General features: G+C 46.8%; 21 protein-coding genes. 14 read left to right on the forward strand and 7 right to left on the reverse strand.

Features of this window, described 5'->3' with window-relative positions; genetic code table 11:
- Positions 1-4 precede the first annotated feature (4 nt).
- The 8 genes from nqrE (at position 5) to dinB (ending at position 8,104) form a co-directional block, all read left to right on the forward strand.
- Positions 5-613, forward strand: a complete 609-nt coding sequence (gene nqrE, locus SOHN41_RS03830) for an NADH:ubiquinone reductase (Na(+)-transporting) subunit E (protein WP_006080469.1) — start codon at positions 5-7, stop codon at positions 611-613.
- Positions 614-659: 46 nt separating this feature from the next.
- Positions 660-1,916, forward strand: a complete 1,257-nt coding sequence (gene nqrF / locus SOHN41_RS03835) for an NADH:ubiquinone reductase (Na(+)-transporting) subunit F (RefSeq protein ID WP_007645819.1) — start codon at positions 660-662, stop codon at positions 1,914-1,916.
- 98 nt (positions 1,917-2,014) lie between these two features.
- The gene (locus SOHN41_RS03840; RefSeq protein ID WP_007645822.1) at positions 2,015-3,058 is read left to right on the forward strand and encodes an FAD:protein FMN transferase; all 1,044 of its coding nucleotides are present in this window, start codon (positions 2,015-2,017) and stop codon (positions 3,056-3,058) included.
- An 11-nt stretch (positions 3,059-3,069) separates the two neighbouring features.
- A complete protein-coding gene (gene nqrM / locus SOHN41_RS03845; protein WP_007645837.1) occupies positions 3,070-3,294 on the forward strand; it encodes a (Na+)-NQR maturation NqrM in 225 nt (74 codons plus the stop codon).
- Positions 3,295-3,535: 241 nt separating this feature from the next.
- On the forward strand, positions 3,536-4,009 hold the full coding sequence (gene bfr / locus SOHN41_RS03850) for a bacterioferritin (protein ID WP_007645838.1): 474 nt from the start codon (positions 3,536-3,538) through the stop codon (positions 4,007-4,009).
- Positions 4,010-4,018: 9 nt separating this feature from the next.
- Positions 4,019-4,486, forward strand: a complete 468-nt coding sequence (gene bfr / locus SOHN41_RS03855; RefSeq protein WP_007645840.1) for a bacterioferritin — start codon at positions 4,019-4,021, stop codon at positions 4,484-4,486.
- Between the two features lie 348 nt (positions 4,487-4,834).
- A complete protein-coding gene (locus SOHN41_RS03860) occupies positions 4,835-6,838 on the forward strand; it encodes a methyl-accepting chemotaxis protein (protein ID WP_007645842.1) in 2,004 nt (667 codons plus the stop codon).
- A gap of 189 nt (positions 6,839-7,027) precedes the next feature.
- Positions 7,028-8,104 (forward strand): DNA polymerase IV, encoded by a 1,077-nt coding sequence (dinB, locus tag SOHN41_RS03865; protein WP_007645844.1) that lies wholly within the window; start codon positions 7,028-7,030, stop codon positions 8,102-8,104.
- 43 nt (positions 8,105-8,147) lie between these two features.
- Here dinB and SOHN41_RS03870 read toward each other — a convergent pair whose 3' ends face one another.
- The gene (locus SOHN41_RS03870) at positions 8,148-9,047 is read right to left on the reverse strand and encodes a LysR family transcriptional regulator (RefSeq protein ID WP_007645846.1); all 900 of its coding nucleotides are present in this window, start codon (positions 9,045-9,047) and stop codon (positions 8,148-8,150) included.
- A gap of 92 nt (positions 9,048-9,139) precedes the next feature.
- On the opposite strand from SOHN41_RS03870, the gene SOHN41_RS03875 reads away from it, so the two are divergent.
- Positions 9,140-10,072: a DMT family transporter gene (locus SOHN41_RS03875; RefSeq protein ID WP_007645848.1), complete on the forward strand. Its 933-nt coding sequence runs from the start codon at positions 9,140-9,142 to the stop codon at positions 10,070-10,072.
- Positions 10,073-10,199: 127 nt separating this feature from the next.
- Here the strand turns inward: SOHN41_RS03875 and SOHN41_RS03880 are convergent, their stop codons facing one another.
- The 3 genes from SOHN41_RS03880 to SOHN41_RS03890 form a co-directional block, all read right to left on the reverse strand.
- A complete protein-coding gene (locus tag SOHN41_RS03880) occupies positions 10,200-11,846 on the reverse strand; it encodes a methyl-accepting chemotaxis protein (RefSeq protein ID WP_007645850.1) in 1,647 nt (548 codons plus the stop codon).
- An 86-nt stretch (positions 11,847-11,932) separates the two neighbouring features.
- Entirely contained in the window at positions 11,933-12,487 is a 555-nt protein-coding gene (locus tag SOHN41_RS03885; protein WP_007645858.1) for a cache domain-containing protein, read from the reverse strand.
- Positions 12,488-12,739: 252 nt separating this feature from the next.
- A complete protein-coding gene (locus SOHN41_RS03890; RefSeq protein WP_007645860.1) occupies positions 12,740-14,200 on the reverse strand; it encodes an aminoacyl-histidine dipeptidase in 1,461 nt (486 codons plus the stop codon).
- A 219-nt stretch (positions 14,201-14,419) separates the two neighbouring features.
- Between SOHN41_RS03890 and SOHN41_RS03895 the strand changes: the two genes are divergently transcribed.
- The 5 genes from SOHN41_RS03895 (at position 14,420) to SOHN41_RS03915 (ending at position 23,634) form a co-directional block, all read left to right on the forward strand.
- Positions 14,420-15,958, forward strand: a complete 1,539-nt coding sequence (locus SOHN41_RS03895) for a peptidase M17 (RefSeq protein ID WP_007645864.1) — start codon at positions 14,420-14,422, stop codon at positions 15,956-15,958.
- 1,207 nt (positions 15,959-17,165) lie between these two features.
- The gene (locus tag SOHN41_RS03900) at positions 17,166-19,337 is read left to right on the forward strand and encodes a TonB-dependent siderophore receptor (RefSeq protein WP_007645866.1); all 2,172 of its coding nucleotides are present in this window, start codon (positions 17,166-17,168) and stop codon (positions 19,335-19,337) included.
- Positions 19,338-19,751: 414 nt separating this feature from the next.
- On the forward strand, positions 19,752-21,041 hold the full coding sequence (locus SOHN41_RS03905; RefSeq protein ID WP_007645868.1) for an NCS2 family permease: 1,290 nt from the start codon (positions 19,752-19,754) through the stop codon (positions 21,039-21,041).
- A 184-nt stretch (positions 21,042-21,225) separates the two neighbouring features.
- On the forward strand, positions 21,226-22,344 hold the full coding sequence (gene proB, locus SOHN41_RS03910; RefSeq protein WP_007645870.1) for a glutamate 5-kinase: 1,119 nt from the start codon (positions 21,226-21,228) through the stop codon (positions 22,342-22,344).
- 12 nt (positions 22,345-22,356) lie between these two features.
- Positions 22,357-23,634 carry a glutamate-5-semialdehyde dehydrogenase gene (locus tag SOHN41_RS03915; protein ID WP_007645871.1) on the forward strand — a complete coding sequence of 426 codons (1,278 nt, stop codon included), beginning with the start codon at positions 22,357-22,359 and terminating at the stop codon, positions 23,632-23,634.
- Positions 23,635-23,770: 136 nt separating this feature from the next.
- On the opposite strand, the gene SOHN41_RS03920 is transcribed toward SOHN41_RS03915, so the two are convergent.
- The 3 genes from SOHN41_RS03920 to SOHN41_RS03930 form a co-directional block, all read right to left on the reverse strand.
- Positions 23,771-24,073: a hypothetical protein gene (locus SOHN41_RS03920; RefSeq protein WP_007645875.1), complete on the reverse strand. Its 303-nt coding sequence runs from the start codon at positions 24,071-24,073 to the stop codon at positions 23,771-23,773.
- Between the two features lie 120 nt (positions 24,074-24,193).
- A complete protein-coding gene (gene ybaK, locus SOHN41_RS03925) occupies positions 24,194-24,670 on the reverse strand; it encodes a Cys-tRNA(Pro) deacylase (RefSeq protein ID WP_007645877.1) in 477 nt (158 codons plus the stop codon).
- An 89-nt stretch (positions 24,671-24,759) separates the two neighbouring features.
- The gene (locus SOHN41_RS03930; RefSeq protein ID WP_007645879.1) at positions 24,760-25,686 is read right to left on the reverse strand and encodes a DMT family transporter; all 927 of its coding nucleotides are present in this window, start codon (positions 25,684-25,686) and stop codon (positions 24,760-24,762) included.
- Between the last annotated feature and the right edge of the window lie 4 nt (positions 25,687-25,690).

The following is a 25,690-nucleotide window of genomic DNA, read 5'->3' on the forward strand; positions in this document are numbered from 1 at the left end:
TGCGATGGAACATTATATTAGCCTGTTAATTCGCTCTGTTTTCATTGAAAACATGGCACTGGCCTTCTTCCTTGGTATGTGTACTTTCTTGGCTGTGTCTAAGAAAGTGACCACCGCCATGGGCCTAGGGATTGCGGTAGTTGTAGTGTTGACTATCTCTGTTCCTGCTAACCAAGTTATCTATCAAGGGCTGCTCGCCCCTGGTGCTCTCGCTTGGGCTGGCGCACCTGAAGCCGATTTAAGCTTCTTGAAATTCATTACCTTTATCGGTGTGATTGCAGCTTTAGTTCAAATTCTGGAAATGGCTCTGGACAAGTACTTTCCACCTTTGTACAACGCCTTAGGTATCTTCTTACCTTTGATCACTGTGAACTGCGCTATTTTCGGTGCGGTATCATTCATGGTTGAGCGTGACTACAAGCTAGGTGAGAGTGTGGTGTTTGGTTTCGGCTCTGGAGTAGGTTGGGCATTAGCTATCGTATTGATGGCCGGTATCCGTGAGAAGCTGAAGTATGCCGACGTGCCTAACGGCCTGCGTGGTTTAGGTATTACCTTTATTACCGCTGGTTTAATGGCCTTAGGTTTCATGTCGTTTTCTGGTGTGTCTCTATAAGCGACACCAAACGGCTTCTTGAATTGGACCTTCTAAGGATAAGTTAATGGATATTCTTGGTATTTTTAAATCTACTCCGCTCGAGGTTTACCTCGGTGTGAGTATGTTTACTGCTATCGTCCTCATCTTAGTATTAGTGATTTTATTCGCTAAATCTAAACTTGTGGCGAGTGGTGACATCACGATCGGCATCAATGACGATCCTGAAAAAGCGATTAAAACCGGTGCGGGTGGTAAGTTGTTAGGCGTTTTGGCTAACAGCGGTATCTTCGTATCGAGTGCGTGTGGTGGTGGTGGCTCATGTGGCCAATGCCGTGTGGTTGTGAAGTCGGGTGGTGGTGATATTCTGCCAACTGAACTTGACCACATTAGTAAAGGTGATGCCCGTAAAGGTTGTCGTCTATCTTGTCAGGTTAACGTTAAGAACGATATGGAAATCGAGCTTGACGAAGAAATCTTCGGTATCAAAAAATGGGAATGTACTGTTATCTCTAACGATAACAAGGCGACCTTTATTAAAGAACTGAAGCTACAAATTCCTGATGGCGAATCAGTTCCATTCCGTGCTGGTGGTTATATCCAAATTGAAGCACCCGCTCACCATGTTAAATATGCAGATTTCGATGTACCTGCAAAATACCGTGGCGACTGGGAACACTTTGGTTTCTTTAATCTTGAATCTAAGGTTGATGAAGAAACGATTCGTGCATATTCAATGGCTAACTACCCCGAAGAGTTTGGCATCATTATGCTGAACGTGCGTATCGCTACGCCTCCACCACGTAACCTGACACTGCCTTGCGGTAAGATGTCATCTTACATTTGGAGCTTAAAAGCGGGTGATAAAGTGACGATTTCTGGTCCATTCGGGGAGTTCTTCGCGAAGGATACCGATGCAGAAATGGTCTTTATCGGCGGTGGTGCGGGTATGGCGCCAATGCGTTCGCACATTTTCGACCAACTCAAGCGTCTTAAGTCTAAGCGTAAGATGAGTTTCTGGTACGGTGCGCGTTCTAAGCGTGAAATGTTCTACGTGGAAGACTTTGACGGCCTAGCGGCTGAGAATGAAAACTTCGTATGGCATGTGGCGCTGTCAGATCCTCAACCAGAGGATAACTGGGATGGTTACACAGGTTTCATCCATAACGTATTGTATGAAAACTATTTGAAGGACCACGAAGCCCCAGAAGATTGTGAGTTCTACATGTGTGGACCTCCAATGATGAACGCTGCCGTAATTGGTATGTTGAAAAATCTTGGTGTCGAAGACGAAAATATCCTGTTGGATGACTTCGGCGGCTAATGTTCATTAGCCTGAGATGAAAAAAGTTGCAGATGTTAGGGAAACCTTTTATCTGCAACTTTTGCATTTAAGGGCCCAAATAAGAGTAGTAGGTCACTATGTTTCAGACCTTAAAGATCAATACCTCAGTATTAAAGCATTCAGTGAACTGGCTAGTCCTCGTAGGGCTGGCCTTTTTTGTTTCAGCCTGCTCAAAACCGGACGAAGTGATTTCGTTAGCGGGTAGCACTATGGGCACGACTTACCATATTAAAGTCGTTTCTAATGAGCAGATTCCGACGGCGCAGTTACTACAGGCTGAAATTGATCTGGCGCTTGAGTTAGTCAATGATCAAATGTCTACCTATCGCCCTAATTCAGAACTTTCCCGCTTTAACCAACTCCCATTAGAGCAGAGTGTTGAAGTCTCAGCCGATACCATTAAAGTGGTGCAGGAGGGGATACGTTTATATCAAGTGACGGATAAGGCTCTTGATATTACTTTAGGGCCATTAGTGAATCTGTGGGGATTTGGTCCAGATAAACGTCCCACTAAAGTCCCGACTCAGGCCGATATCGATGCGGCTAAAGCAAAGACGGGCATCAGCGAACTTTCTATCGAAGGCAACCGCTTACGTAAACATAATGCTCACTTGTATGTGGATTTATCGTCAATTGCCAAGGGCTTTGGTGTCGATAAGGTGGCCTCTATTTTAGATAAGTACCATGCAACCGGTTACTTAGTGGAAATTGGCGGCGAGCTAAGCATAAAAGGCACTAAGGGCGATGGTAGTTCTTGGCGTGTGGCGATAGAAAAACCGACCGACGATGGTATGGCGGTGCAACAGGTGATTGAACCTGGCACTATGGCCATGGCGACTTCGGGGGATTACCGCAATTATTATGAGGAAGATGGCCAACGTTTTACCCATATAATAGATCCTCGTACTGGTTTGCCAGTGGATCATAAGCTAGCCTCTGTGACCGTGCTGCATAAAGAGTGTATGACGGCCGACGGTTTTGCGACGGCGATGATGGTTTTGGGTACAGAAGCATCATTGGAGCTTGCCAAGAAGGAACACTTGGCGATAATGCTAATAGAAAAGCAAGGTGAAGGATTTAAAGTCTATTACAGTGACGCCTTCAAGCCTTTCCTTAAGTAGTTGGAGTAAACATGAGCACTTTTATCGCGGCATTTGTGATTTTGTTATTGTTCTTTTTGCTGATGTCGATAGGTTATCTCATTAAGCGCAAAGCCGTTGAAGGAAGCTGTGGCGGTTTGGGTGTTCTAGGGATTGAAAAAGCCTGCGATTGTGATGATCCCTGTGACAAGCGTAAGCGTCGTATGGCGGCGGAAGAAGCTCGCCGTGAGAAGTTAACCAAAGACCGAATTATTTAAAGGGTCTTTATTAGCTAATAGCCTCCTATCTAGGAGGCTATTTTTTTTGTCTCATATTTTTGAGCATAGAAAATAATCTTTGATTAATGAGGAGGATAGCAAGCCAATCTAAGTGCAAATGAGAATGCTTTTTATATTTAAGTGAGTGAAAAATAAAGAAAATTTGAGTTAGCAGTTAAACTGTACTAGGCTAGAACTTGATTTAGATCAATCTTTTTACCTTTAACAAGGATCGTAACTTATGAAAGGTCATCCAAAAGTGGTGGGGCAACTGAATCGGGTGCTTACCTGTGAGTTGACGGCCATCAATCAATATTTTCTCCATGCTCGGATGTTTAAGCACTGGGGCCTAGAAAAGCTCAACCACGTCGAATACAAGAAATCCATCCAAGATATGAAACACGCCGATAAGCTTATCGAGCGCGTGCTGTTTTTGGAAGGACTGCCGAATCTGCAACAACTCGAAAAGTTACGTATTGGTGAACATAGCCAAGAAATGCTCGACTGCGATCTGGCCATGGTGCTAGAGCAGCTATCATTGCTGCGTGATGGGATTAGTTTGTGTGAAGCCGAACAAGACTATGTGAGCCGCGATCTGCTGGAAGACATTCTCGAAGACGAGGAAGAGCATTTAGATTGGCTCGAGTCGCAGCAAGAGCTGATTAGTTTAACTGGCATTCAAAACTATCTGCAGTCACAAATGAGTGAGTCATAGGAGCTGAATATGAAAGGTGATAAAGACGTCATCGACGCGTTAAATCGACTCCTAACCGGAGAACTCTCGGCGATGGATCAATATTTTGTGCATGCGCATATGTACGAAGACTGGGGGCTTAAGGAGCTCTATGAGCGTATTGCCCATGAGTCGGATGATGAAAAAGGTCATGCGGCAAAACTGGTGCAGCGTATTTTATTCCTCGAAGGTGTGCCTAATGTGGCGGCCCGTGAGGCATTAAATATCGGTTCAAACGTTGAAGAGATGCTACGTAACGATCTCGCCTATGAATACAAAGTGGCAGATGCACTTCGTAAGGTAATCGCCTTGTGTGAGCAGAAGCAAGATTATCAGACCCGCGAAATTCTCGAAGTGTTACTCGACGATACTGAATCGGACCATATGTATTGGCTCGAAAAACAACTAGGATTGATTAACCGCATTGGTTTGCAAAATTATCTGCAAACTAAGATGTAGTTTAAAAAGTACCTCAAAATAAGGTCAGTGAAGTGATCTAACTGGCCTTTTTTTATTTAAGCTCCGATAGGCGGAGCTTGTCCTGCGTGTTCTTAGACAGATAGCGACTCCCTTTAAATTGAGTATATAGTCTAACTGACTGCAAAATCGCTATTTCACCAATTCATATTCTGTGAACTATATCAAATTTAGCAAATGGTGTTAAATAACCATTCTTCTTTCTTTACAAATACTTGTTTACGTATTTTCTGGTTATTTCATCTGTTGTTAGTCGGTAAAAATTGTTACCGTGTGAAACTGTTTTTGTACACATTTTGTCAGTTATAGCTCAGCCAGACGGGAAGATTAATGGAATATATAAAACGCTCTCTCAGTTTACAGTTGGTGGTGACTATCGTTGGTGCACTTGCTGTACTCCTCACTTTAGTTGCTGCTTTGCTGGTTAATAAAGAAAGTAACAATACCCGTAAGCAAGTGGATGCGGATATTTCGGCGCTGGTGGCGTTAAAAGCCAATGAGATCAGTGGTTACTTTATTGCCAAGGGGCAAGTGATCCATTCAGTGTTTGCCGAGCCAGGGTTAACAAATTGGTTTAGCCAGTATCACGCCCGCGGCAGTAACCTCACCGCTGATGTGCAGTACCAAGATATTATTCGTTACTTTAAGTCATTCTCTGAGCGTGATACCGATGTGAAATCGGTGTTTTTTGGTTCGGCCAATACCTTTGAGTATTTTGATTTAAATGGCCGTTTCGATGGTGATCCCAACTACTACACCAATAAACGCCCTTGGTGGCAGGAAGCGATTGACCAGCGTGGCCTATTTGTGGGCGATCCTGCGGTCGATGCCAACGATGGCTCTATTTCTGCTACGGTTAAAACTCCTGTCTATGGGGCCAATGGCGAGCTTATTGGTATTGGTGGTATGGATATTTTGATCGACACCATAGGCAAAAACCTGTTGGCACCGATCAAATACCGTAATTTCGGTCAAGCTTTCTTGATGACGAATGAAGGTAAGTTGGTGTATTTCCCTGGCTTCTCCGAGCGCTTTCCACCGGGATCCTTAGCCAATCAAATTGATAGCCAATTTAAGGACACAACCGGTTTTACCGCGTTAAGACAGCAGATGCAAGGTGAGCCTGAGGGGTTTGCCGAAGTTACCTTTAATGGTGTACCGCAGCGCGTGGTATTTGTGTCCGTCGGCGGTGATTATCCAAAACAAAAATGGCACTTAGCCTTTATGTTGCCCCACGAAGTGATTGAGGCGCCCGTTAAGACGGCATTTTGGAATGCCTGTTTTGTCGCCATCGGCATTATGATCTTAGTGGGGATGACGGTTTGGTTGATGCTGCTGCCCTTTAGGCGCCAGCTGTCTAAGCTGCTCGATGCGATGGAAGACATTGCCGAGGGCGATAGTGATTTATCCCAACGTATTCTCATGCAACGGGAAGACGAGTTAGGTAAGCTGGGTGATGCTTTTAACCGCTTCGCCGAGAAAGTCCAACAAATGTTGTTGGATACCCGTAGTTTAACCCAAGAGGTGGGCACGGGGGTTATCGATGCGCGGCAGATCTGTGACTTAGCCGTATCGTCAGTATCCTCACAAAAACAACAGATAGATTCGGTTGCCACCGCCGCAACTCAAATGGCGCAAACCAGCCAAGAAATGGCGGTGAGTGCCCAGAGAGCCAATGATTTTGCCGAGAAGGCGCAAACTCAGGCCTGTGATGGTTCGCAAATTGTTTCCCGCGCGACCGAAGGCATGAAGGCGCTATCGCAGCAAGTGATTGAAGCGGCGAAAGTGATTAAACACTTACGCAGCAGCTCAGAGCAAATCGGTGAAGTCCTGAGTGTGATCCGTAATATTGCCGAGCAAACCAATCTATTAGCATTAAATGCGGCGATCGAAGCGGCGCGGGCGGGGGAGCAGGGTCGTGGCTTTGCCGTGGTGGCCGATGAAGTTCGCACACTGGCATCCCGTACCCAAGATTCTACCACTAACATTCAAGGCATTATCCAAACCTTGCAACAGAGCGCCCTGCAAGCAGAGCAAGTGATGGAGTCGGGCGTCGAGCAGGCGAAAGCGGGTCAAGCGTTAACGACTCAGGTTGAAGCCGCGTTGAATGATATTGCCACGGCGATAATGTCAATCCAGCAGCAGACGGTAGATATTACCGTTGCGATCGGTCAGCAAGCCGTGGTGGCCGAGGAAGTGGCACAAAATGTCGAGAATGTACGTGGGCTGTCGGATCAGTCTCTGCTATCGAGTCAGGACCTGTCCCAAAGCCTGAAGGGGTTTGAGCATATGACCCGCGAACTCAGCCGTAATATTGGTCAGTTTAAGATCTAAGACTGAGCAGGTCAGTAAGTTATTCGCTTACTGACCATCGGCTCAATCGTGGTATGGCTTACCGTGTACCCATAAAAGGAGCTTAGGCTCCTTTTATGTTGAGGTTTCCCGCCTGATCCCCGTTAAATTGATGATGAATACTTGATTACTGTTTTTATATACAGTATTTTGGCGTTGGAGGAATTCAATGTGCGAAAAATTATTCACATCGATATGGACTGCTATTTTGCCGCAGTGGAAATGCGCGATTTTCCCGAATATCGTGGCAAACCGTTAGCCGTGGGCGGCAGCAGCGATCGCCGTGGGGTGATCAGCACTTGCAGTTACGAGGCGCGTAAATTCGGTGTACGCTCGGCGATGGCGACCGCCTATGCCTTTAAGTTGTGTCCCGATCTCATTCTGGTTCCTGGAAGGATGCAGGTTTATAAAGACGTGTCGCTGCAAATTCGAGAAATCTTCTCCCGCTATACCCAATTGATTGAGCCGTTGTCCTTAGATGAAGCCTATTTAGACGTGAGTGAGTGCCAACAATATAAGGGCTCTGCGACCTTGATTGCGCAGGCCATTCGCCGCGATATCTTAGCCGAAACTGGGTTAACCGCTTCGGCAGGCATAGCCCCAGTGAAGTTTTTGGCTAAGGTTGCCTCGGATCTGAATAAGCCAAATGGCCAATATGTGATTACGCCAGAGACGCTTCCCGAGTTTGTTAAAACCTTATCGCTGCGTAACATTCCCGGTGTCGGTAAAGTCACCGCTGAAAAGCTTTCTGCACTCGGGCTTAATACCTGTGGCGATGTGCAGCACTATTCAAAACAAGAGCTACTTTCCCGATTCGGCAAATTTGGCGGCGTATTGATTGAACGTGTCCATGGTATTGATGAACGTGGTATTTCCATCGGTCAAGAGCGCAAATCCGTCGGTGTTGAAACTACGTTAGCAAAGGACATTTATAACCTAGAGCAATGCCAACAGGTGATGCCGGGATTGATCCAAGAATTAGCCCTACGTTTGAGCCGTAGCGCTAAGGATCGCAAAATTCACAAGCAAGTGGTTAAACTCAAGTTTAACGATTTCAAGCAGACCACCATCGAGCACCGCAGCGATGAAGTCTCTATTGTGATGTTTTATGAGTTACTCGCGCAGGCGATGGCAAGACAAGAGGGCCGTGGCATTCGCCTATTGGGTATTTCGGTCGGGCTCGCCGATTCTATCCACACAATTCCCGAAAGTTTAAATGCACAGACTCAACTTAATTTAGCGCTCTAGCCACTGATTGAGTCGATATGCCGCAGACTATGCCTGAGTTGGCTCAATATGCCTCGGGTGGGTTTGCCATTATAAAATCAATTAACAATCTGACCCGCAAGGGGAGGTTGTCCCGATCGCGATACATCAAGTAGGCGGTGCGAGGAATACCTTGCCACTCGGGCAGTATTTGTATGAGCTTGCCGTTTTGTATCTGCTCACTCGCCATGCTGATGGGTAATAGTCCAATCCCGAGTCCCGCGACCACTGCCTGACAGGCGATAGCCATATCGTCGACGGCTAGTTTGATATTTCCCCTCGGTTCAAATTCGATATTTTGCCCAGTGATATTGTGTTGTAAGCGCCATGTTTTTACGGGTTTTGCGATGATAACCGGATGCTGTTCGAGTTCTTCTATGGACTGCAGATCATGGGATTGGGTTGCCGATGTGCTGGCGCAAAGTACAAAGCTAATCGTGGTGAGCGGCCTTGTAATCCAATCGGGAACTTTAGGTTCGCCCACTCGAAAGGCGATATCGATGGCGTTTTCACTGACATCGATATTCATATTCGACAGACTTAAGTCGATGTCGATATTGGGATAATGCAGTTGGAAGGCGTTGAGTGATTCACCCAACCAGCGGTAGGTAGTGTTAATGGGCGCCGAGATCCGCAGTTTGCCGACTGCTTGGTGTTTATCCGCATGTAACTCACCGGACACTTGGTTTAACTCAATAAACAGCGGGCCGCAGCGTTCGAGATAACGCTGACCTGTGGCGGTAAGGTTGACTCTATGGGCGTCTCTGTGCAGTAAACGCAAGCCTAATGATTGTTCTAACAGACTGATTCGACGGCTTAAGGTCGAAGGTGGAATGCCTAAGTGCTCCGCCGCGAGCTTAAAACTCCCTTGTTGTGCCACCACCCAAAATAAGCGCATATCGTCCAAGGAATAATTAAGTTTCATATTTGGAATTTAAGCTCTCAATCTTGTGGGTTTTAATAATATATGAAACTTATAAACTAAGCTCAATCCAAATTACCTCCCTAGAGGTCGATATGAAATCCCGTACACCTTACATGACGTTTGTTTGTCTACTGATTTGTGTTTTTAGCTGGGGCAGTGTGTTTCCCATAGCTAAACGAGTGCTGGAGGAGATGTCAGGGGAATCCCTCGTATTCTGGCGTTTTACCATTGCGGCGGTAACTCTGGCGTTATATATCGTTTTTACTCGTCAGGCTTGGCCCAAATTGAGTTTGGCGCAATACGCTGTCATAGCGCTAGTAGGCGTGATTGGTGTTGGTGGCTTAAATCTGGCGTTATTCAATGGCCTGCAGCATACCTCTGCCGCCAATGGCGCCTTGATCATGGCGCTCAGCCCGCTGGTGACTTCAATCGTCAATGCGCTATTACAACGTGAATGGCTCAGCAGACAACAAGTGTTCAGCTTAGTGGGCGGTTTGGCGGGCGTGCTGTTGGTGATCACTAACGGCAGTGTGCAGCAGTTGCTCAATTTTAGTTTTAACCAAGGTGATGTGATGATTGTCGCCGGCATGTTGGCGTGGAGTGGATATACCATTTGTTCACAACGGATAGGCCATTGGTTGCCAGTGTTGCCATTTACCTTGCTGAGTATGATAGCAGCCAGCGTGTCTATGTCCGTGGTTGGGCTTGGCCGTGATGAATTTCACCCTTGGCAGGAGCTGATGGGGCTGTCGACTACTGCTTTTTCCAGCGTACTCTACATAGGTTTATTCGCCACTGTGCTCGGTTATCTGTTTTGGATTAACGGGGTTAAGGTGCTTGGCCCCGCTAAGGCATCGGTCTTTTTCAATCTCGTGCCAGTTTTTGCGGCATTAACGGCCTTAGCCATGGGGCAGGCGGTGACGGAAATTCAATTGCTGGGTATGCTCATAGTGATCCTCGCGCTGATGTTACCTATGCTGGTTAATCTACGCGCGGCAAGAGGCTTAGTGGTTAAGCGCTGCTAATCGATGCTAGCTTTGCCGTTAAGGCTCAAAGATCAGGGGCATAAGCTGCGATAGGTTTATGCTCCCTTATTCGTTGGAGGGGACTTCTCAAAACATCATTTATTAATAATCTTTAATTTTCAAATTTTTATAGTTTAAAACGACTGACCAGAGACGTGAGGTTACCCGCCATTGATGAGAGTTGTACGCTTGCGGCGTAGATTTCATCCGTGGTGCGCAAACTGTCCTCCGACTGTTCGGCAATGTGTTGAATATTTTGATGACTCTCATTGGCCATAGTGGTTTGCGCTTTGGCCGCGAGGGCTATTTGGTTATTCATCTCGCTGATCTGACTGACCATATCAGCAATATGCGCTAGGGCTTCACCGGCATTGCTGGCGGCTTCGACGCTTGAAATCGCCTTTTCATTACCGATATTAATCGCCGCCACAGCGCTTTGGGTGCCATTTTGCACATTGGCGATCATCAACTTAATTTCTTCGGTGGATTGGTGGGTCTTAGAGGCGAGGGAGCGCACTTCATCGGCAACCACAGCAAAGCCACGTCCTTGCTCGCCCGCTCGCGCCGCTTCAATTGCTGCGTTAAGGGCTAATAGATTCGTCTGTTCGGCAATAGATTGGATCACCTCAAGCACGCGGCCGATATGTTGGCCTTCCTGTTCGAGTTTATTGATTTGCATTTCTGCCGTACCAACATCCCCCGCGAGCTCTCGAATCACATTGATGGTTTTTTTCACTCTTTCTTGGCCATCGGCGGTAAAGACATCGGCTTGTTTGGCGGCATCGGCGGCACGACTGGCACTGACAGATACTTCGTGCACTGAGGCGGCAATGTGATCACTGGCATCGGCGATTCTGTGGGTGGCCGCCTGTTGATCCATCAAGGTATGTTTTGCCGTGGCGCTGGTGTTGGCTAGCCCTTCGGCGGCGATATTGAGCTCCGATGTAGACTGTTTAAATTGCGAGATAATGCCATGTAAGTTATCGAGAAAATGATTGAATGCATTGGCAAGATCGCCCAGTTCATCCTTAGAGGTTAACTGGACCCGCTCGGTCAAATCACCATCGCCATCGGTAATGTCGTGGATTTTCGCGAGCAAAACAGCGAGTGGCTTACTGATGAGCTTAGGTAGCGCAACGATAAACAGAATGCAGATCAGGATACTAATTGTTAAGGCAATTAACTGCATCTGCTGCCCATGATAGGCATCATCATCCACTTGGGTGATCGCGGCGGCCGTGTTGCTGTTTAAGTCATCGATCAGCTGATTAATATTTTGATGCAGCTGTTCGAATTGTGTGGCAGCTTGGCCAAAACTCAGATCAATTGCGGTCGTTCGACCGTTACGGCCATTTTGGGTGCGCTGATTGCTGATTTCAGTGGTGGTGGTTTGCCACACCTCGAAACTGCGATTTAATTCATTCAGCTTCTCTTTTGCGAGGGGACTCGTGGTCACATCGGCAAACTGATTGAGATGTTCTTTGACCAGCGAAATGCTATTAGTATGCTGTTTTAGAAGACTATTATAGGAATCGGTACCCACGTTAACGAACATCAGGCTACGTTCGGCAACTTGAGCTTGGTAAAGCTCTTTATCGGCCTGTAGCAGTTCAGATTGGCTCGGTAAGTATTCGAGTGCGAGCATGTTTGCGCTGTTATTTAATGCTTTAAGCCCTAAGATGCCAGTTGAAGAGGCGAAGATGACTACGCCAGCGAGTAACAGACTCGGGTAAGTCAGTTTCTGATTAACGGAAAGATCTTTATGCCATTCCATAATCACGCCCTCCTTGATTGATGCACTGAAAGGTGAGGGCCGTGATAACCACGTGGATGCGGCCCATCACTGGCGTTCTCTGGCCATTAGAGTCCGAACTGATCTAGGTTGATCCCGATAGTGATGGCACCAATTGCAGCATCACCATCCATCACTGGGATAGAGATTTGTACTAGATAAGCTTGGGAACTCTCGTCAAATTTGACCGGACCTATGTGTTTATCGCCCTTGCCATTGGCGAAGGATTTTTGCCATTTATCCTCATCTCCTTGCCAGTAATCCGATGTTTTAGCTGTCATTGCGACGTTGGCACCTTGATTATCCATCAGGAAAATTTCTTGATAGTAAGGTTTGCTCGCCTCGAAGGTGGTGAGAAACTTGGCCGCTTCGTTGTTCATCAAGGTCGACATAAAGTCATCAATCCCCGCGGTGGCGATCCATTTTTCATCTAATGTTTTGATTGAATCTAAACTTTTGCCTTGAGTATTTTGCGTTTTAACGGCATTCACCAGCACCACTTCTCTGCCTAATGGCATCAGTGAATCGGCTAGATCGATAACGGCTTGGGGGACTTCTTCGGCGAAACTGAGGTTGCTACTGAGCAGTAGTGCGGCTGCTGACAAGATGTTACCAAATTTCATGATCTCTATTCCTTAAGGCCACAGTATTGAAGGGAAAAGCGGTTATTTCTCAAAGCGCGAGAAGCATAAATACGTTAGAGTCAGACAGAACAACTATAGTAGAAAATTCAAGTTATTCAGTTCTGTCTTAAATTTTTATCGAGGATATTTTACGTAGATTGAGTGGCGATAAAAAATAAGGCCACATCTGACTTGAGCAGATATGGCCTTGAATTGAGTGCCAATTGAGTTAGCTAGGCTAACATTCGGGCGTTACGCCTTAACTGGAATACGCTCGAGTACAGCTAGCAATAATGTCCAATATTGGCCGACTGTGGTGATGTTCACCATCTCGTCTGGTCCGTGGGGATAGCGAATGGTTGGGCCAATTGAGACCATATCCATTTCTGGATAAGGTTTCTTGAATAGACCACACTCGAGACCCGCATGGATCACCATGATCACTGGCTCTTTGTGGTAAATATCTTGATAGGTTTCACGCACTATCGCCATCACAGGCGAGCTGTTATCGGGTTTCCAACCTGGGTAAGCGCCGCTTAAATCAATTTCGGCTCCGGCTAAGTTAGTCAACGCCGTTAACATGCCTTCGACTTGAGTACGGCCAGAATCAATTAGTGAGCGTATAAGGCACAGGATAGTGACTTGTTCATCGTCTGTGTTGATAACACCTACGTTGAGTGAGGTTTCAGTCACACCTTCGACTTCATCGCTCATGCGGATCACGCCGTTCGGGCACACATGCAGCAAATCGATCAAGGTATTTTGGCTGTTTTCGCTCATCACCCTTTTGGGTGTTGGGATGCTGTTTAACACTAAACGCATATCTGGATCGGCAATAGCAAGTTCTGTGCGTATTAGGGCTTCGAAGGCTTTGACTTTTTCATTAAGCGCATCGACATTTTCGGCGGGTAACATAAAGCTGATGTTGGCTTCACGTGGGATCGCATTACGCAATGAACCGCCGCTAAATTGTGTCAGCTCTAACGCTAAATCATCTGCATTTTCAAATAGGAAACGCGCCAATAACTTGTTGGCGTTGCCGCGACCTAAGTGAATGTTCACCCCAGAGTGACCCCCTTTTAAGCCAGATAAATGCAGGCTAAAGGCCGAGTAACTTTGTTCAGACGCTTGCCATACCATAGGCAGGGTGATTTGGGCATCGACACCACCGGCGCAGCCCATGTAGATTTCGCCTTCCTGCTCTGAATCGGTATTGATCAGAATCTCTGCCTCTAACATGCCCGCCTGTAAACCGAAGGCGCCCGTCATACCCGCTTCTTCATCTATGGTCAGCAGCACTTCTAATGGACCGTGTTTGATGTCATCTGAGCCTAAAATAGCCAGCGCCGATGCCATGCCGATACCGTTATCTGAACCTAAGGTCGTGCCTTTGGCTTTTACCCAATCGCCATCCACATAGGCCTCGATAGGATCTTGGGTGAAATCGTGGACTTTGTCGGCATTCTTCTGCGGCACCATATCGATATGGGCTTGAATGACCACGATTTTACGATCTTCCATTCCGGGCGTAGCAGGTTTGCGGATGATCAAGTTGCCAACGGCATCTTCAACGACGGCAAGTTGCTTGCTTTTCGCCCACGCTTGGATGTGCTGGCTTAAGGCTTGCTCGTGTTTGGAAGGGTGGGGAATAGCACAAATTTGTTCGAACCATTGCCATAATGGTTGTGGATATAACTGACTTAACGCTGTCACTGATGTGTCCCTCATAAGGTCTTGTGGGTATAGGGCAAATTTGCGGCCATTCTACCACATTCTGCGCAGCCAATTAATCTTGGTATCACAAGCTGTTGTTGCACTGGCAGCCAAAGTTTCCAGTTCGGTTTTTTTCGATAGGGGTAATGCCGATTTTAGATTGGTAATTAAGTGATAGAGCGGGAATAATGCAGGCACAATAATGAAAAAGGATGGGTCATGTTTCAAGTTAACTTCGTTGATGTAAAAGCAGAAAATGCCATTTTTGATGGTGAAGGTTGGGATGCGGTTGTGGTGGTGACGCCAGATCTGGATGCCATCAATTTTGATGAGATAAGTTTATTGGCCAAGCACGGTGCCCACGTGGATAAGCGCGTAGGTAAGAGTCCGACATTACTGTTTGCCCCGGGTCTGGCGGGAGGCCGCTTGATTATCGCGCCTGTTACCCAAGTGAACGACGAGTATGTCGACGTGCGAGTGTATGCCGATGCCGCAAGGGCGGCGATTGCCATTGCCAAAGACGCGGGAGCAAAACGTCCGCTGTTATATGTAGTGCCATCGAAGGATCTGCGTTTTGGTTTTGCCGCTGAAGTCGCGGCGTTAGCCTGCGGTCAAGAATTGTGGCAGACCTTAGAGCTGCGTGAGGCGACGGGTCTAACACCTGCATTTGATGCCATAGGGTTATTATCCTTATCAACCCATAACAGCAATTTACTCAATGCTTTAGAAGCGGGCCGCGTATTAGCGCGGGATTTATGCGGTACTGAGCCCGAGCGCATGTCGGCTAAAGCCTTTGCCGATTATTGTCTGCAATCCTTTGCGGGCAGCGTGATTAAAACGGCAGTGGTGGAGGACCGAGATATTTTAGAGCGTGACTATCCTCTGCTCAGTGCCGTGGCGCGTTCCTCCTTTGCCGTTGGACGTCATCAACCCCGTGTTGTGAAATTAGAGTATCTGCCAGAGGGAGAGGTGACTCGCACTTTCCTGTTTGCGGGTAAGGGGGTGATTTACGATACCGGCGGCGCCGATCTAAAGGTCGGTGGTGCTATGGCGGGCATGAGCCGTGATAAGGGTGGAGCATCTGCAGTGGCGGGGTTATTCAAAACCCTATCAATGCTCAAGCCTAAGGGAATTCGAGTGATTGCCGAGTTAGGTTTAGTGCGTAACAACATAGGTAGTGAAGCCTTTGTGACCGATGAAATCATCACCAGCCATGCGGGTGTGCGGGTACGAATTGGTAATACCGATGCCGAAGGGCGTTTAGTGCTGGCGGATTTATTGAGCCATTTACGGATTAAAGCCGTGTCGGCGGTGCAACCTGAACTATTTTCGGTGGCAACGCTTACCGGGCATGTTGTGCGCTGCTATGGCGGGTATCCTGCAGCGGTGGAAAACTCGGTGGCGGGTGCGCAGCAATGCGCCGTGACTTTACAACGGCAGGCGACTCAGTGGGGTGAGCCCTTTGAAGTGTCTAGCCTGCGCCGGGAAGATTTTGCCAAGATCCGCGATGTGTCTGGTGCTGCTGAAATATTATCCTCAAATAATGCGCCGTCATCGGTGACTGCCCGTGGACATCAATATCCTGCGGCGTTTTTACTGAAGGCGTCGGGGCTATTTGACCATGGGATAAGTGCTCCTATTCCTTTAGCTTATACCCACTTAGATATCGCAGGCAGTGCGACCGAAGGGGATCCGCTCTATGGTAAACCGACGGCCAGCCCACTCGTGGCGTTGTATCAATATCTGATCAATCGATAACGGATAGGGCGTGTTGACGTTTCAGGGGGATTTTTACAGCGAGTTGGCTGGCTTTTATGCAAGGTAAAGTCCGTGCGGTGTACTTATTCTACATAAACGGGCGATAACGCAGCAGAAACGCTGCCCGAAGGGGTCGTCTGGCAAGCTCTTGCTCTTACTTTCTTTCATACGAGCCGCTCGTCATTTGAGTAGAATAACTACACGTCATTCCTCGTTTCGCGAGCACGAGTTTGCCAGATCGAACAAAATTTAATCTCGAAAGGTCAACACACCCTAGTAACAAATAGAAATAATTCTGTAATATCCTACTTATTAGGTGGTTACAGGGTTATTCCCGTTTTTTTGTGAAGCAGATCGCCATTAACCCCACTATAATTGTGTAATTTAATTACATCAAAAAGCGTTAATTAAAAAAATACAAATAAAGGTTGTAATAAAACTACAAATCCATATAATAGCTTTCGTGGATTAGGCACTGAGCCTTTCCTCTCTAGTCTATCCAGGATGGATATTTTTCTCCAAGGACCCGAGTGACAAGTCGTCTCAACGGATTTGAGAATCTCTAGTTCCAAGGAACCGAGCCAAGCTTCACTAGAGCACTTAATCACAACTTATTTAGGAGCATTGACTATGTCTTATACAGGCAACAACCCTTTTTATTGGCAGAACACTTGGTTCAACACTGATGTTTTGCGTGGCGGTTTATTCGCCATGAGCTTTAAGGCCTAACCCTCTTTAAAGTTTAGTTTCCATCATCCATCATCCATCATCCATCAACCTTTGTATCGCCTTTTTTGGCGTGTTTAGACTCAAGTAGCATATCGGTGTTTTTGCATGGGTATGCCAGGTTTTCCCGCTAGCGCGGTAATGTACTTCCCCGAAAGGGACGCTTGAAATATGTCTTTGCCTGCTCATTGAGCAGGCTTTTTTTTTGCTTTTTTCCTCCTAACGCTTAAAAACTAATACCCATGAACGGATACCTGTTGCACATAGGGGGATTTATTCATGCATGACAGCGCCATCTCTGGGAAAAAGAGATTTTATAACGTCATGTTATTTGTAATAAAAAATAGCTGTTGATGTTCGATGGCAATGTTATACGACTAAAGAATGACAGAATTGCTATCCTGGTCACATAAATTGCAAATGCAAACCATTATCAATAGTGTTACCGTATGCGCATCCTGAAGCAACGACCTAACTAACTATGCGCTTTAATCTACTTCCTCTTGCGGCTGCTGTGACTCTGGCATTAAACCCCTTGGTGGTTTGGGCTGAAGAACAGTCTTCCGCTGCCGATGCAAAAGATCAAAATATCGAAAAAATTACTGTGATGGGTAAATACACCATTAGCAGAACCATTGATACTGCGACGGGCTTAGGGCTATCGCTACAGGAAACACCGCAGTCAGTCAGTATCATGACCGCCGAACGGATACAGGATCAGGCATTAAATACCGTTGTCGACGTGGTTAATAATACTGTGGGTTTGTCTTCATCTAAGACAGATAACGTGCGTAATGGTTTTTCGGCCCGTGGGTTTGATGTGCAAAACTATCAAATTGATGGGGTGCCTCTATCTTGGAGCTTAGGTGGGGATGCGGGGGAAACTGTCTCCGATGTCTCTATTTACGAGCGCGTTGAAGTGGTTCGGGGAGCGACAGGATTACTCACTGGTGCAGGGGATCCTTCAGCCTCCATTAACCTTGTTCGTAAACACGCAGATAGTTCCGAACTTAAGGGCTACATCGATGTGGCGACGGGCAGCTGGGATAAAAAGCAAATTACCGCCGATGTCTCCAATGGTTTGAATGACAGCGGTAGTGTGCGTGGCCGTATGGTGGCTAAGTATGTTAATAGCGATTCTTATCAGGATCTCTATGAGGATCGTAAGACGATTCTTTACGGTGTTGTCGATACAGATATCACCGAGAATACGCTGCTGAGAGTCGGGGGAAGTTACAATCATAATGACCCTAAAGGTGCGATGTGGGGGGCATTGCCGGCGGTATTCAGTGACGGTTCTGCCACCGATTGGGATGTTTCTACGACTACGGCCGCCGACTGGAGCCGCTGGGAAACGACCAATATCAACTACTTCGCTAACCTTAATCACTACTTCAGCAACGGCTGGCAATTGGTGGCGAACTATAATCGCATGGAGTATGAAACCACCACCAAAATGATTTACATGTCTGGCTTACTTGATGAAGAGACGGGGGCCGGATTAAGTGGCCAGCGTTATCATAGCCATGGCGAGAGTAATTCCGACAACTTCGATTTGCAGTTGAAGGGCGATTATCAGTTATTTGGGCAAAACCATGACTTTGTGACCGGTGCTCTCTATAGCAAACAAAAATCCTATGCCGATACCTTTGAACCTATCCGTGACAATATGTCGGAGTGGGATTCTCAGGTGGTCGATAACTTCTATGAATGGCAGCAAAATCAATTTGCAGAGCCTGAGTGGTCGAGCAATGCGAACCGTCAGCTCAATATGGATACGGAGCAGAAAGGCTTCTATGCGGCGACTCGCCTAGCCATTACCGATGATATTAAAGTTATTGCCGGTGGACGTATCTCCAGTTGGAATCGTGAAGGTGTTAGTTATGGCACCGATACTAACTTCGGTGATGATGGGGTATTTGTGCCCTATGTGGGCGCCTTGTACGACATCAATGAAGCGCATCGGGTTTATGCCAGCTACACCGAAATCTTCAATCCGCAAAACTATGTAGATATTAATGGTGATTATCTTGATCCATTAGAAGGTAAAGCCTATGAGGTGGGCCTTAAGAGTTCCTATCTCGATGATCGTCTACACACCACTGTGGCATTATTTCAAATCGATCAGGATAATTTAGCCATTCTTGCGGGCAGTGTGGTTATTGGTGGCCAACTAGTGAATTATTATGAGGCCGCCCAAGGGACTAAGAGTAAGGGCTTTGAGTTGGAAGTCGTTGGTGAGCCCGCCGATGGTTGGAATATCTCCGCAGGTTATTCGCAGTTTAATGCTGAGGATGAAGAGGGAGAAAGGGTTGCGACGACCAATCCTCAAAAACAGTTTAAGCTATTTACCACTTACCAGTTTGTTGAGCTTCTACCTGAACTGACCGTAGGTGGAGGTATTAATTGGCAAAGTGAAAGCTATTCTGAGGGAGGCTCTGTACGGATTGAACAGGATGCCTATTCATTAGTGAATCTGATGGCGCGCTATGATCTGGCCGAGAATATGGATCTGCAGTTCAACTTAGAGAACCTATTCGATGAAAAATATTACGCTTATATGTCGACCTCTGATTATCTGCCCGAAGCTTATAGCGTATATCATTATGGTGCACCGCGTAATTTTACCGTAAGTTTTAACTATCGGTTTTAAGTGCTTAAATCATTTGAGTTAAAAGCAGCCGGTGTTCCTAAGGACACCGGTTTTTTTATGTGCAGATATGTCTATCTTAGTAAATATGATGTGGCGTAATGTGTAGTGGCATGAAAGAAGTTGCCATTCATCAAGATTATTCTGCTTAAAAAACAATGTGCTGTTAATGCTGAACGAGGTGTGATCCGCACTTAGGTCAAGATTGGCTCGCTAGCCCCTATTTATGGTGAGCTTTAATACGAATTGCTTACGGCGGTTTTTTGTTCTGTTTAGCGATTTCTATCAATCATTTTCCTATCAATTTTCTGGCCTGACCAGCACAAACTCCCTATAATCGCCTGCGAATAATACACAGCAATATCGTATTTACATTTTTAGCCCCTACCTACTCAAAATAAAAAGGAACCCAGTTCCATGTTAGAAAAGCTGTTCAAACTTAAACAGAATCAAACGAATCTCAAGCAGGAAGTGATAGCAGGTTTGACCACATTTATGACGATGGCCTACATCATTTTTGTCAATCCAATGATGTTAGCCGATGCGGGTATGGATCATGGCGCCGTTTTTGTGGCGACCTGTTTAGCTGCCGCCGTAGGTTGTTTAGTGATGGGATTAATGGCTAATTATCCCATAGCCCTCGCCCCTGGCATGGGACTCAACGCCTTTTTTACCTATACTGTCGTGGGAGAAATGGGTTATAGCTGGGAAACGGCCCTAGGTGCAGTGTTCCTATCGGGAATTTGCTTTTTAATCTTATCCTTAGTGCGTATACGGGAATGGATTGTGAATAGTATACCTATGTCATTGCGCCTAGGTATCGCCGCGGGGATTGGGTTATTCCTCGCGTTAATTGGTCTTAAGAGTGCGGGCATTGTCGTGGCAAGTCCGGCAACCTTAGTGACTATGGGGGATATCACCGCATTTCCTGCCGTGATGGCGGTGTTAGGTTTCTTCCTTATCATTGCCATGGTGCAACGTGGGATGAAGTCGGCGGTGATTTTAAGCATCCTGATTATCACCGGACTTGGATTGGCTTTCGGTGATGTGCATTACAATGGCATAGTCTCTATGCCACCTTCGATCGCCCCCACCTTTATGAAGATGGATTTATCCCAAGTATTTGAAGTCACAATGCTATCAGTGGTGTTTGCCTTCTTATTTGTGGATCTCTTCGATACCTCAGGTACCTTAGTCGCCGTCGCGCAGCGCGGTGGTTTTCTCGATGATAAAGGGCGTTTACCGCGCTTAAATCGTGCCTTAACCGCCGATAGCTTAGCCACAATCGCGGGCGCGGCTTTGGGGACTTCGACTACGACTAGTTATATTGAGAGTACCTCGGGTGTGAGTGCGGGTGGTCGCACAGGTTTAACTGCCGTCGTCGTTGGATTACTCTTTATTGCCGCATTATTCCTGTCGCCATTGGCGGGAATGATCCCAGCCTACGCGACGGCGGGCACCTTGTTCTATGTGGCGATCCTGATGATGTCTGGTCTAGTCCACGTGGAATGGGAAGATTTAACCGAAGCAGCCCCTGTGGTGGTGGTGTGTATTTTAATGCCGCTCACCTTTTCAATTGCGACTGGCATTGCCTTTGGCATTATCTCCTATGCCGCGATCAAGTTACTGACAGGACGTTTTAGTGATTTGAACCTAGGTATCATCGTCTTGGCGGCATTATTTGTGGCTAAATTCATTTATGGCTAATGATTAGTCCTTAGTGACATAGCCTATTGTTGGGCAAATTTTTGAGGGTCATCTAACCGATGACCCTTTTTAATGCGCTATCCCAAGCAAAATAGAAAATTTATGGTGACTTAAGGACTCCTCGCTACCAATTAGCCAATGGATTAGGTATAAGGATTGTTCGGTTATTTTTTACAAATGAATAATGAACTTAAGTGAGATAGCGTATCGCCGCGTGGTAGTGAAGTTGGGGACGAGTGTGCTGACTTCTGGCAGTAAACAGCTAGATAAAGCCCATATGGTTGAGCTTGCTCGTCAAATGGCCGTACTGATGAGATCAGGGGTCGAAGTCGTATTATGTACCTCTGGCGCAATAGCCGCTGGGCGTGAACACCTCCAATACCCGACACTGCCCGACACTATGGCCAATAAGCAATTGTTAGCCGCTGTCGGGCAAAGTCAGCTGATCCTCGCTTGGTCCCAACTCTTTAGTATTTATGGGCTACATGTGGGGCAACTCTTGCTAACCCGGGCTGACTTACAGGACAGGGAACGTTATCTCAATGCCAGAGATACCCTTAATGCCTTGTTAGCAAACAATATTGTCCCCATCATCAATGAGAATGATGCCGTAGCCACCAACGAAATCAAAGTGGGTGACAACGATAATTTATCGGCTCGTGCGGCGCTGCTGTGTGATGCCGATCTGTTGATTTTATTGACGGATCAAAAGGGTTTATTCGATGCCGATCCCCGCACCAATCCCAATGCTAAACTGATTTCTCAAGTCGAGAAAATTGATGATAGCCTGCGTCTGTTAGCGGGTGGTTCGGTTTCGGGTTTAGGTACGGGCGGAATGTCGACTAAGCTAGAAGCGGCGGATATTGCTCGTCGTGCGGGCATCGAAGTGGTGATCGCCTCGGGTCATCATCCCGATGTGATCAAAAAAGTCGTCGGTAAAGAGTCCGTCGGTACGCATTTTAGTGCGATTGAAAACCCGCTCGAAAGTCGTAAACAGTGGATATTGGCTGGCCCTGCGACTCAAGGTTCCATCGTGCTGGATGCGGGCGCGGTAAAAGCCGTCACCGATAAGGGCCGTAGCCTATTGTCTAAAGGCATTATTGGGGTTAAAGGCGAATTTGAGCGCGGTGCAACGCTGCAATTAGTTGATCAACAAGGTAAAGTGATTGCTAAGGGGATGACGAGGTATTGTGGTCAAGCTCTCAGTTTGATTGCGGGCAAGCATTCCGACGAGATCGAGTCAGTGCTCGGTTACGATTATGGTGACGCCATAGTGCATCGCAACGACATGGTGGTCTTATAAGCGAGGTCTGTTTTGAATCAAATTAATCAAGCACAGTATTTACAGCAACTTGGCACCAATGCCAAACAGGCAAGTTATGCCTTAGCCAATTTAACGGCGAGGCAAAAGGCCGATTTACTCCAGGCCATTGCCGAGGCGCTGACGGAAAACGCTGCCGCCATTTTAGCCGCCAACGCTAAGGATGTGGCCGCTGCTAAGGCCGATGGATTAACGGATGCGATGATCGACAGATTGTTGCTAGATGATGCGCGCCTTACTGGCATTATCGGCGATATTAGCGATGTGATCCGCCTTGCCGATCCCGTTGGTGAAGAGTTCGGTAGCCAATTATTGGATAGCGGTTTAAGGCTGACTCGTCGCCGGGTACCACTAGGGGTGATTGGGGTGATTTATGAAGCTCGGCCCAATGTGACCGTCGATATCGCGGTGCTTGCCCTTAAAACCGGTAATGCGGTGATCCTCCGTGGCGGTAAAGAAACCCTTGAATCGAATAAGCTTATCAGCGAAGTGATCCGCGGCGCGATTGTTGCCCAAGGTTTACCCATAGATGCGGTGCAATTTATTGATTCACCAGATAGAGCTTTAGTGACGGGTTTACTAAAGCTCGACCAATATGTCGATATGATAGTGCCCCGTGGTGGTCAAGCACTGCAGCGCCTATGTGCCGAGCAGGCGACGATTCCGGTGATCTTAGGCGGCATTGGTATTTGCCATTTGTATGTGGATAAAAATGCCGATCTTGAGCGCGCCTTGGCCGTGATTGCTAATGCTAAAGTGCAACGTCCAACCGTGTGTAATGCGCTTGATACCTTGCTGGTGGACGAGCGCGTGGCGAGCACCTTTGTGCCGCAAATTGCCGAGTATCTGCATCGTTTAGGCGTGCGGTTTTCAGTCTGTGAGCAAAGTTTTGCTCTGTTAGATGGTTTAGGCTTCGATGTGACGCTCGCTAAGGCTGAGGATTTTGGCATCGAATGGTTGTCGTTAACCTTAGGCATTAAAGTGGTAAGCGATATCGACGTTGCCGTTGACCATATTCGCACCTATTCGAGTGGCCATTCGGAAGCGATTTTGACCGATGATATTCACGCCGCGGCGCATTTTATGAACCAAGTGAATTCGGCGGCTGTGTATGTTAATGCCAGCACGCGTTTTACCGATGGTGGCCAATTTGGCCTTGGCGCCGAAGTGGCGGTTAGCACACAAAAGCTTCACGCCCGCGGCCCTATGGGGCTCGAGGCGCTAACCACCTATAAGTGGTTGGCATGGGGCGATTACACCAGTCGTGTTTAGGGTTCAAAACCCAAAGTCAAAAACCAGTAACCAATAATAAAAAGCCGTCGATGCAGTGCATTAACGGCTTTTCTATTGGTGCTATCTAACTGAATACTTTGATAATGAATTGTATAGCTCACCATTTTAGGTTTTATCAATGGATAAGTGGTGTATAGGTGGCAAGTAGCCAAAGACAGAAGAAGCTCGCCGACATAAAAATAGTGAATTTACGAAAGGCCTTAATGTATTCCAAGGTATAAATGAAGTACTTTTCTTGCACTCGACGGGTGAGTAATACCGAGGGCAGCATAAAACTGCAATAGAGCATCACTACCATAGTGGTAAAACCATTCCCCCAAAAATGTTCGTAGATAAAGAGTGCAATACAAAGCAACATGGCGACCCAACCTATAGGTCCTATACCGTCCTCTTGCCTCCACTGAGTTGATTTTTCCATCTGACTGTCCTTAGCCTTTTTTGTTGGGCAATACCATTTATAGATGGAAATACCCGCTTTTACAAACGCTTTCCAAGCATAGATTTAAAGGGCTAATGTTGGGTGGTTTGTTGAGCCTTATTAACGTGTTTTGATATCGGCAAATGAGCCTTTACATAACTGGGCTAATTCATTGGCGCTTAGACAGATCTCCAACCCGCGACGTCCAGCACTGACATAGATTTTTTCAAATGTGAGTGCACTTTGATCTATTAAGGTGGGGAGTAGCTTTTTTTGGGCTAAGGGACTAATACCACCCACTAGGTAGCCCGAGGATTTTTGTGCAAGGTCTGGGTCAGCCATCTGTAGCTTTTTCTGGCCTAAGGATTTGGCCACAGCTTTAAGATTAAGTTGATGATCTACGGGGACTAACGCAACGGCGAGGGGGGCGTGGGCCTTATCCGTGGCAACTAATAATGTCTTAAATACCTGTGCGGGTTCGAGCCCTAAAGTATTTGCGGCCTCTTCACCATAGGCGGCGCAATGGGGATCGTGGCTATATTCTAAAATTTCAAAGGCAATCTTGGCTTTTTTTGCCAGTCGGACGGCAGGCGTCATGCAATATTCCTTCACAAAAAGGGGGATATTAGCCGCTAATTCGGCGTAAAAATGTTAGCCGCTTCATTTTTTGCCGCTTGGTGCAAAAGTTAAGTCTTATCGGCAAGTTTTGGGTTTATTTTTGCCTTTCGTTCCCAATATCGAGGTAAAAGCTGTTGCAACATCATCCCCGAGAGAATAAACGCAAGGCCAATATAGGTCGTTATCGCAATGGGTTCCTGCAAAATCCAAGCAATAAAACCAATCGACATGACTGGGGACAGAAAGACTAAGGTGCTGATATTTGCCGTGCGGGTGGCAGTTTTTAGTGCCATTAGCCAAAGCACAAAAGTAATGCCCATCTCAAATAACCCCACATATATCCCCGCCATTGCTGCTTTAGGGCTGAAACTTGGCAACGTATCGGTCAGTAGCAGAGTCACCACAATAAAGGGCAAACCAATCAGAAAACTCAGTAGCAGGCTGACGACAGGATCACCTTGATCTTTAGTGTTCACAATCCAATATAGACACCAAAGTAGCGTACTTGCTAGGGCTAGGCCAATCCCGAGTGGGCTATCGAAGCGAAAGCCGCTGATATCACCGCCAGTGGCAATAATAAACACTCCTGTGTAGGCAATCAGTGCGGCAATGATATCGCTCTTACGTAAATGTTGCTTTAACAAAGGCGCTGCGAGCAGTGGCAGTAACACCGCCCAAGTGTAATTGAGTGACAGTGCCTGCTGCGCAGGCAGTAAAGAGTACGCCTTAAACAGCACCACATAGTAGAGGAAGGGATTGATTAGCCCAGTGATCAGGTAAAAGGTTGGACGGCGTAAAAATTGTTGCTTAAGCAAAGAGAGCTTCTTTTGCCAGGCGAGAATACAGCCAAGGGCAACAATCGAAGTGAGCACTGCAACAAACACCAATTGCAAAGGACTGTAATATCCGAGGGCAATTTTAAAGGCAGTGGCAACAGTCGACCAAAGGAATACCGCCGCCATGCCATACAGGTACGCTAAATTTGAAGACTGCACTGTT

The organism is Shewanella sp. HN-41 (assembly GCF_000217915.1).
Taxonomy (GTDB): domain Bacteria; phylum Pseudomonadota; class Gammaproteobacteria; order Enterobacterales; family Shewanellaceae; genus Shewanella.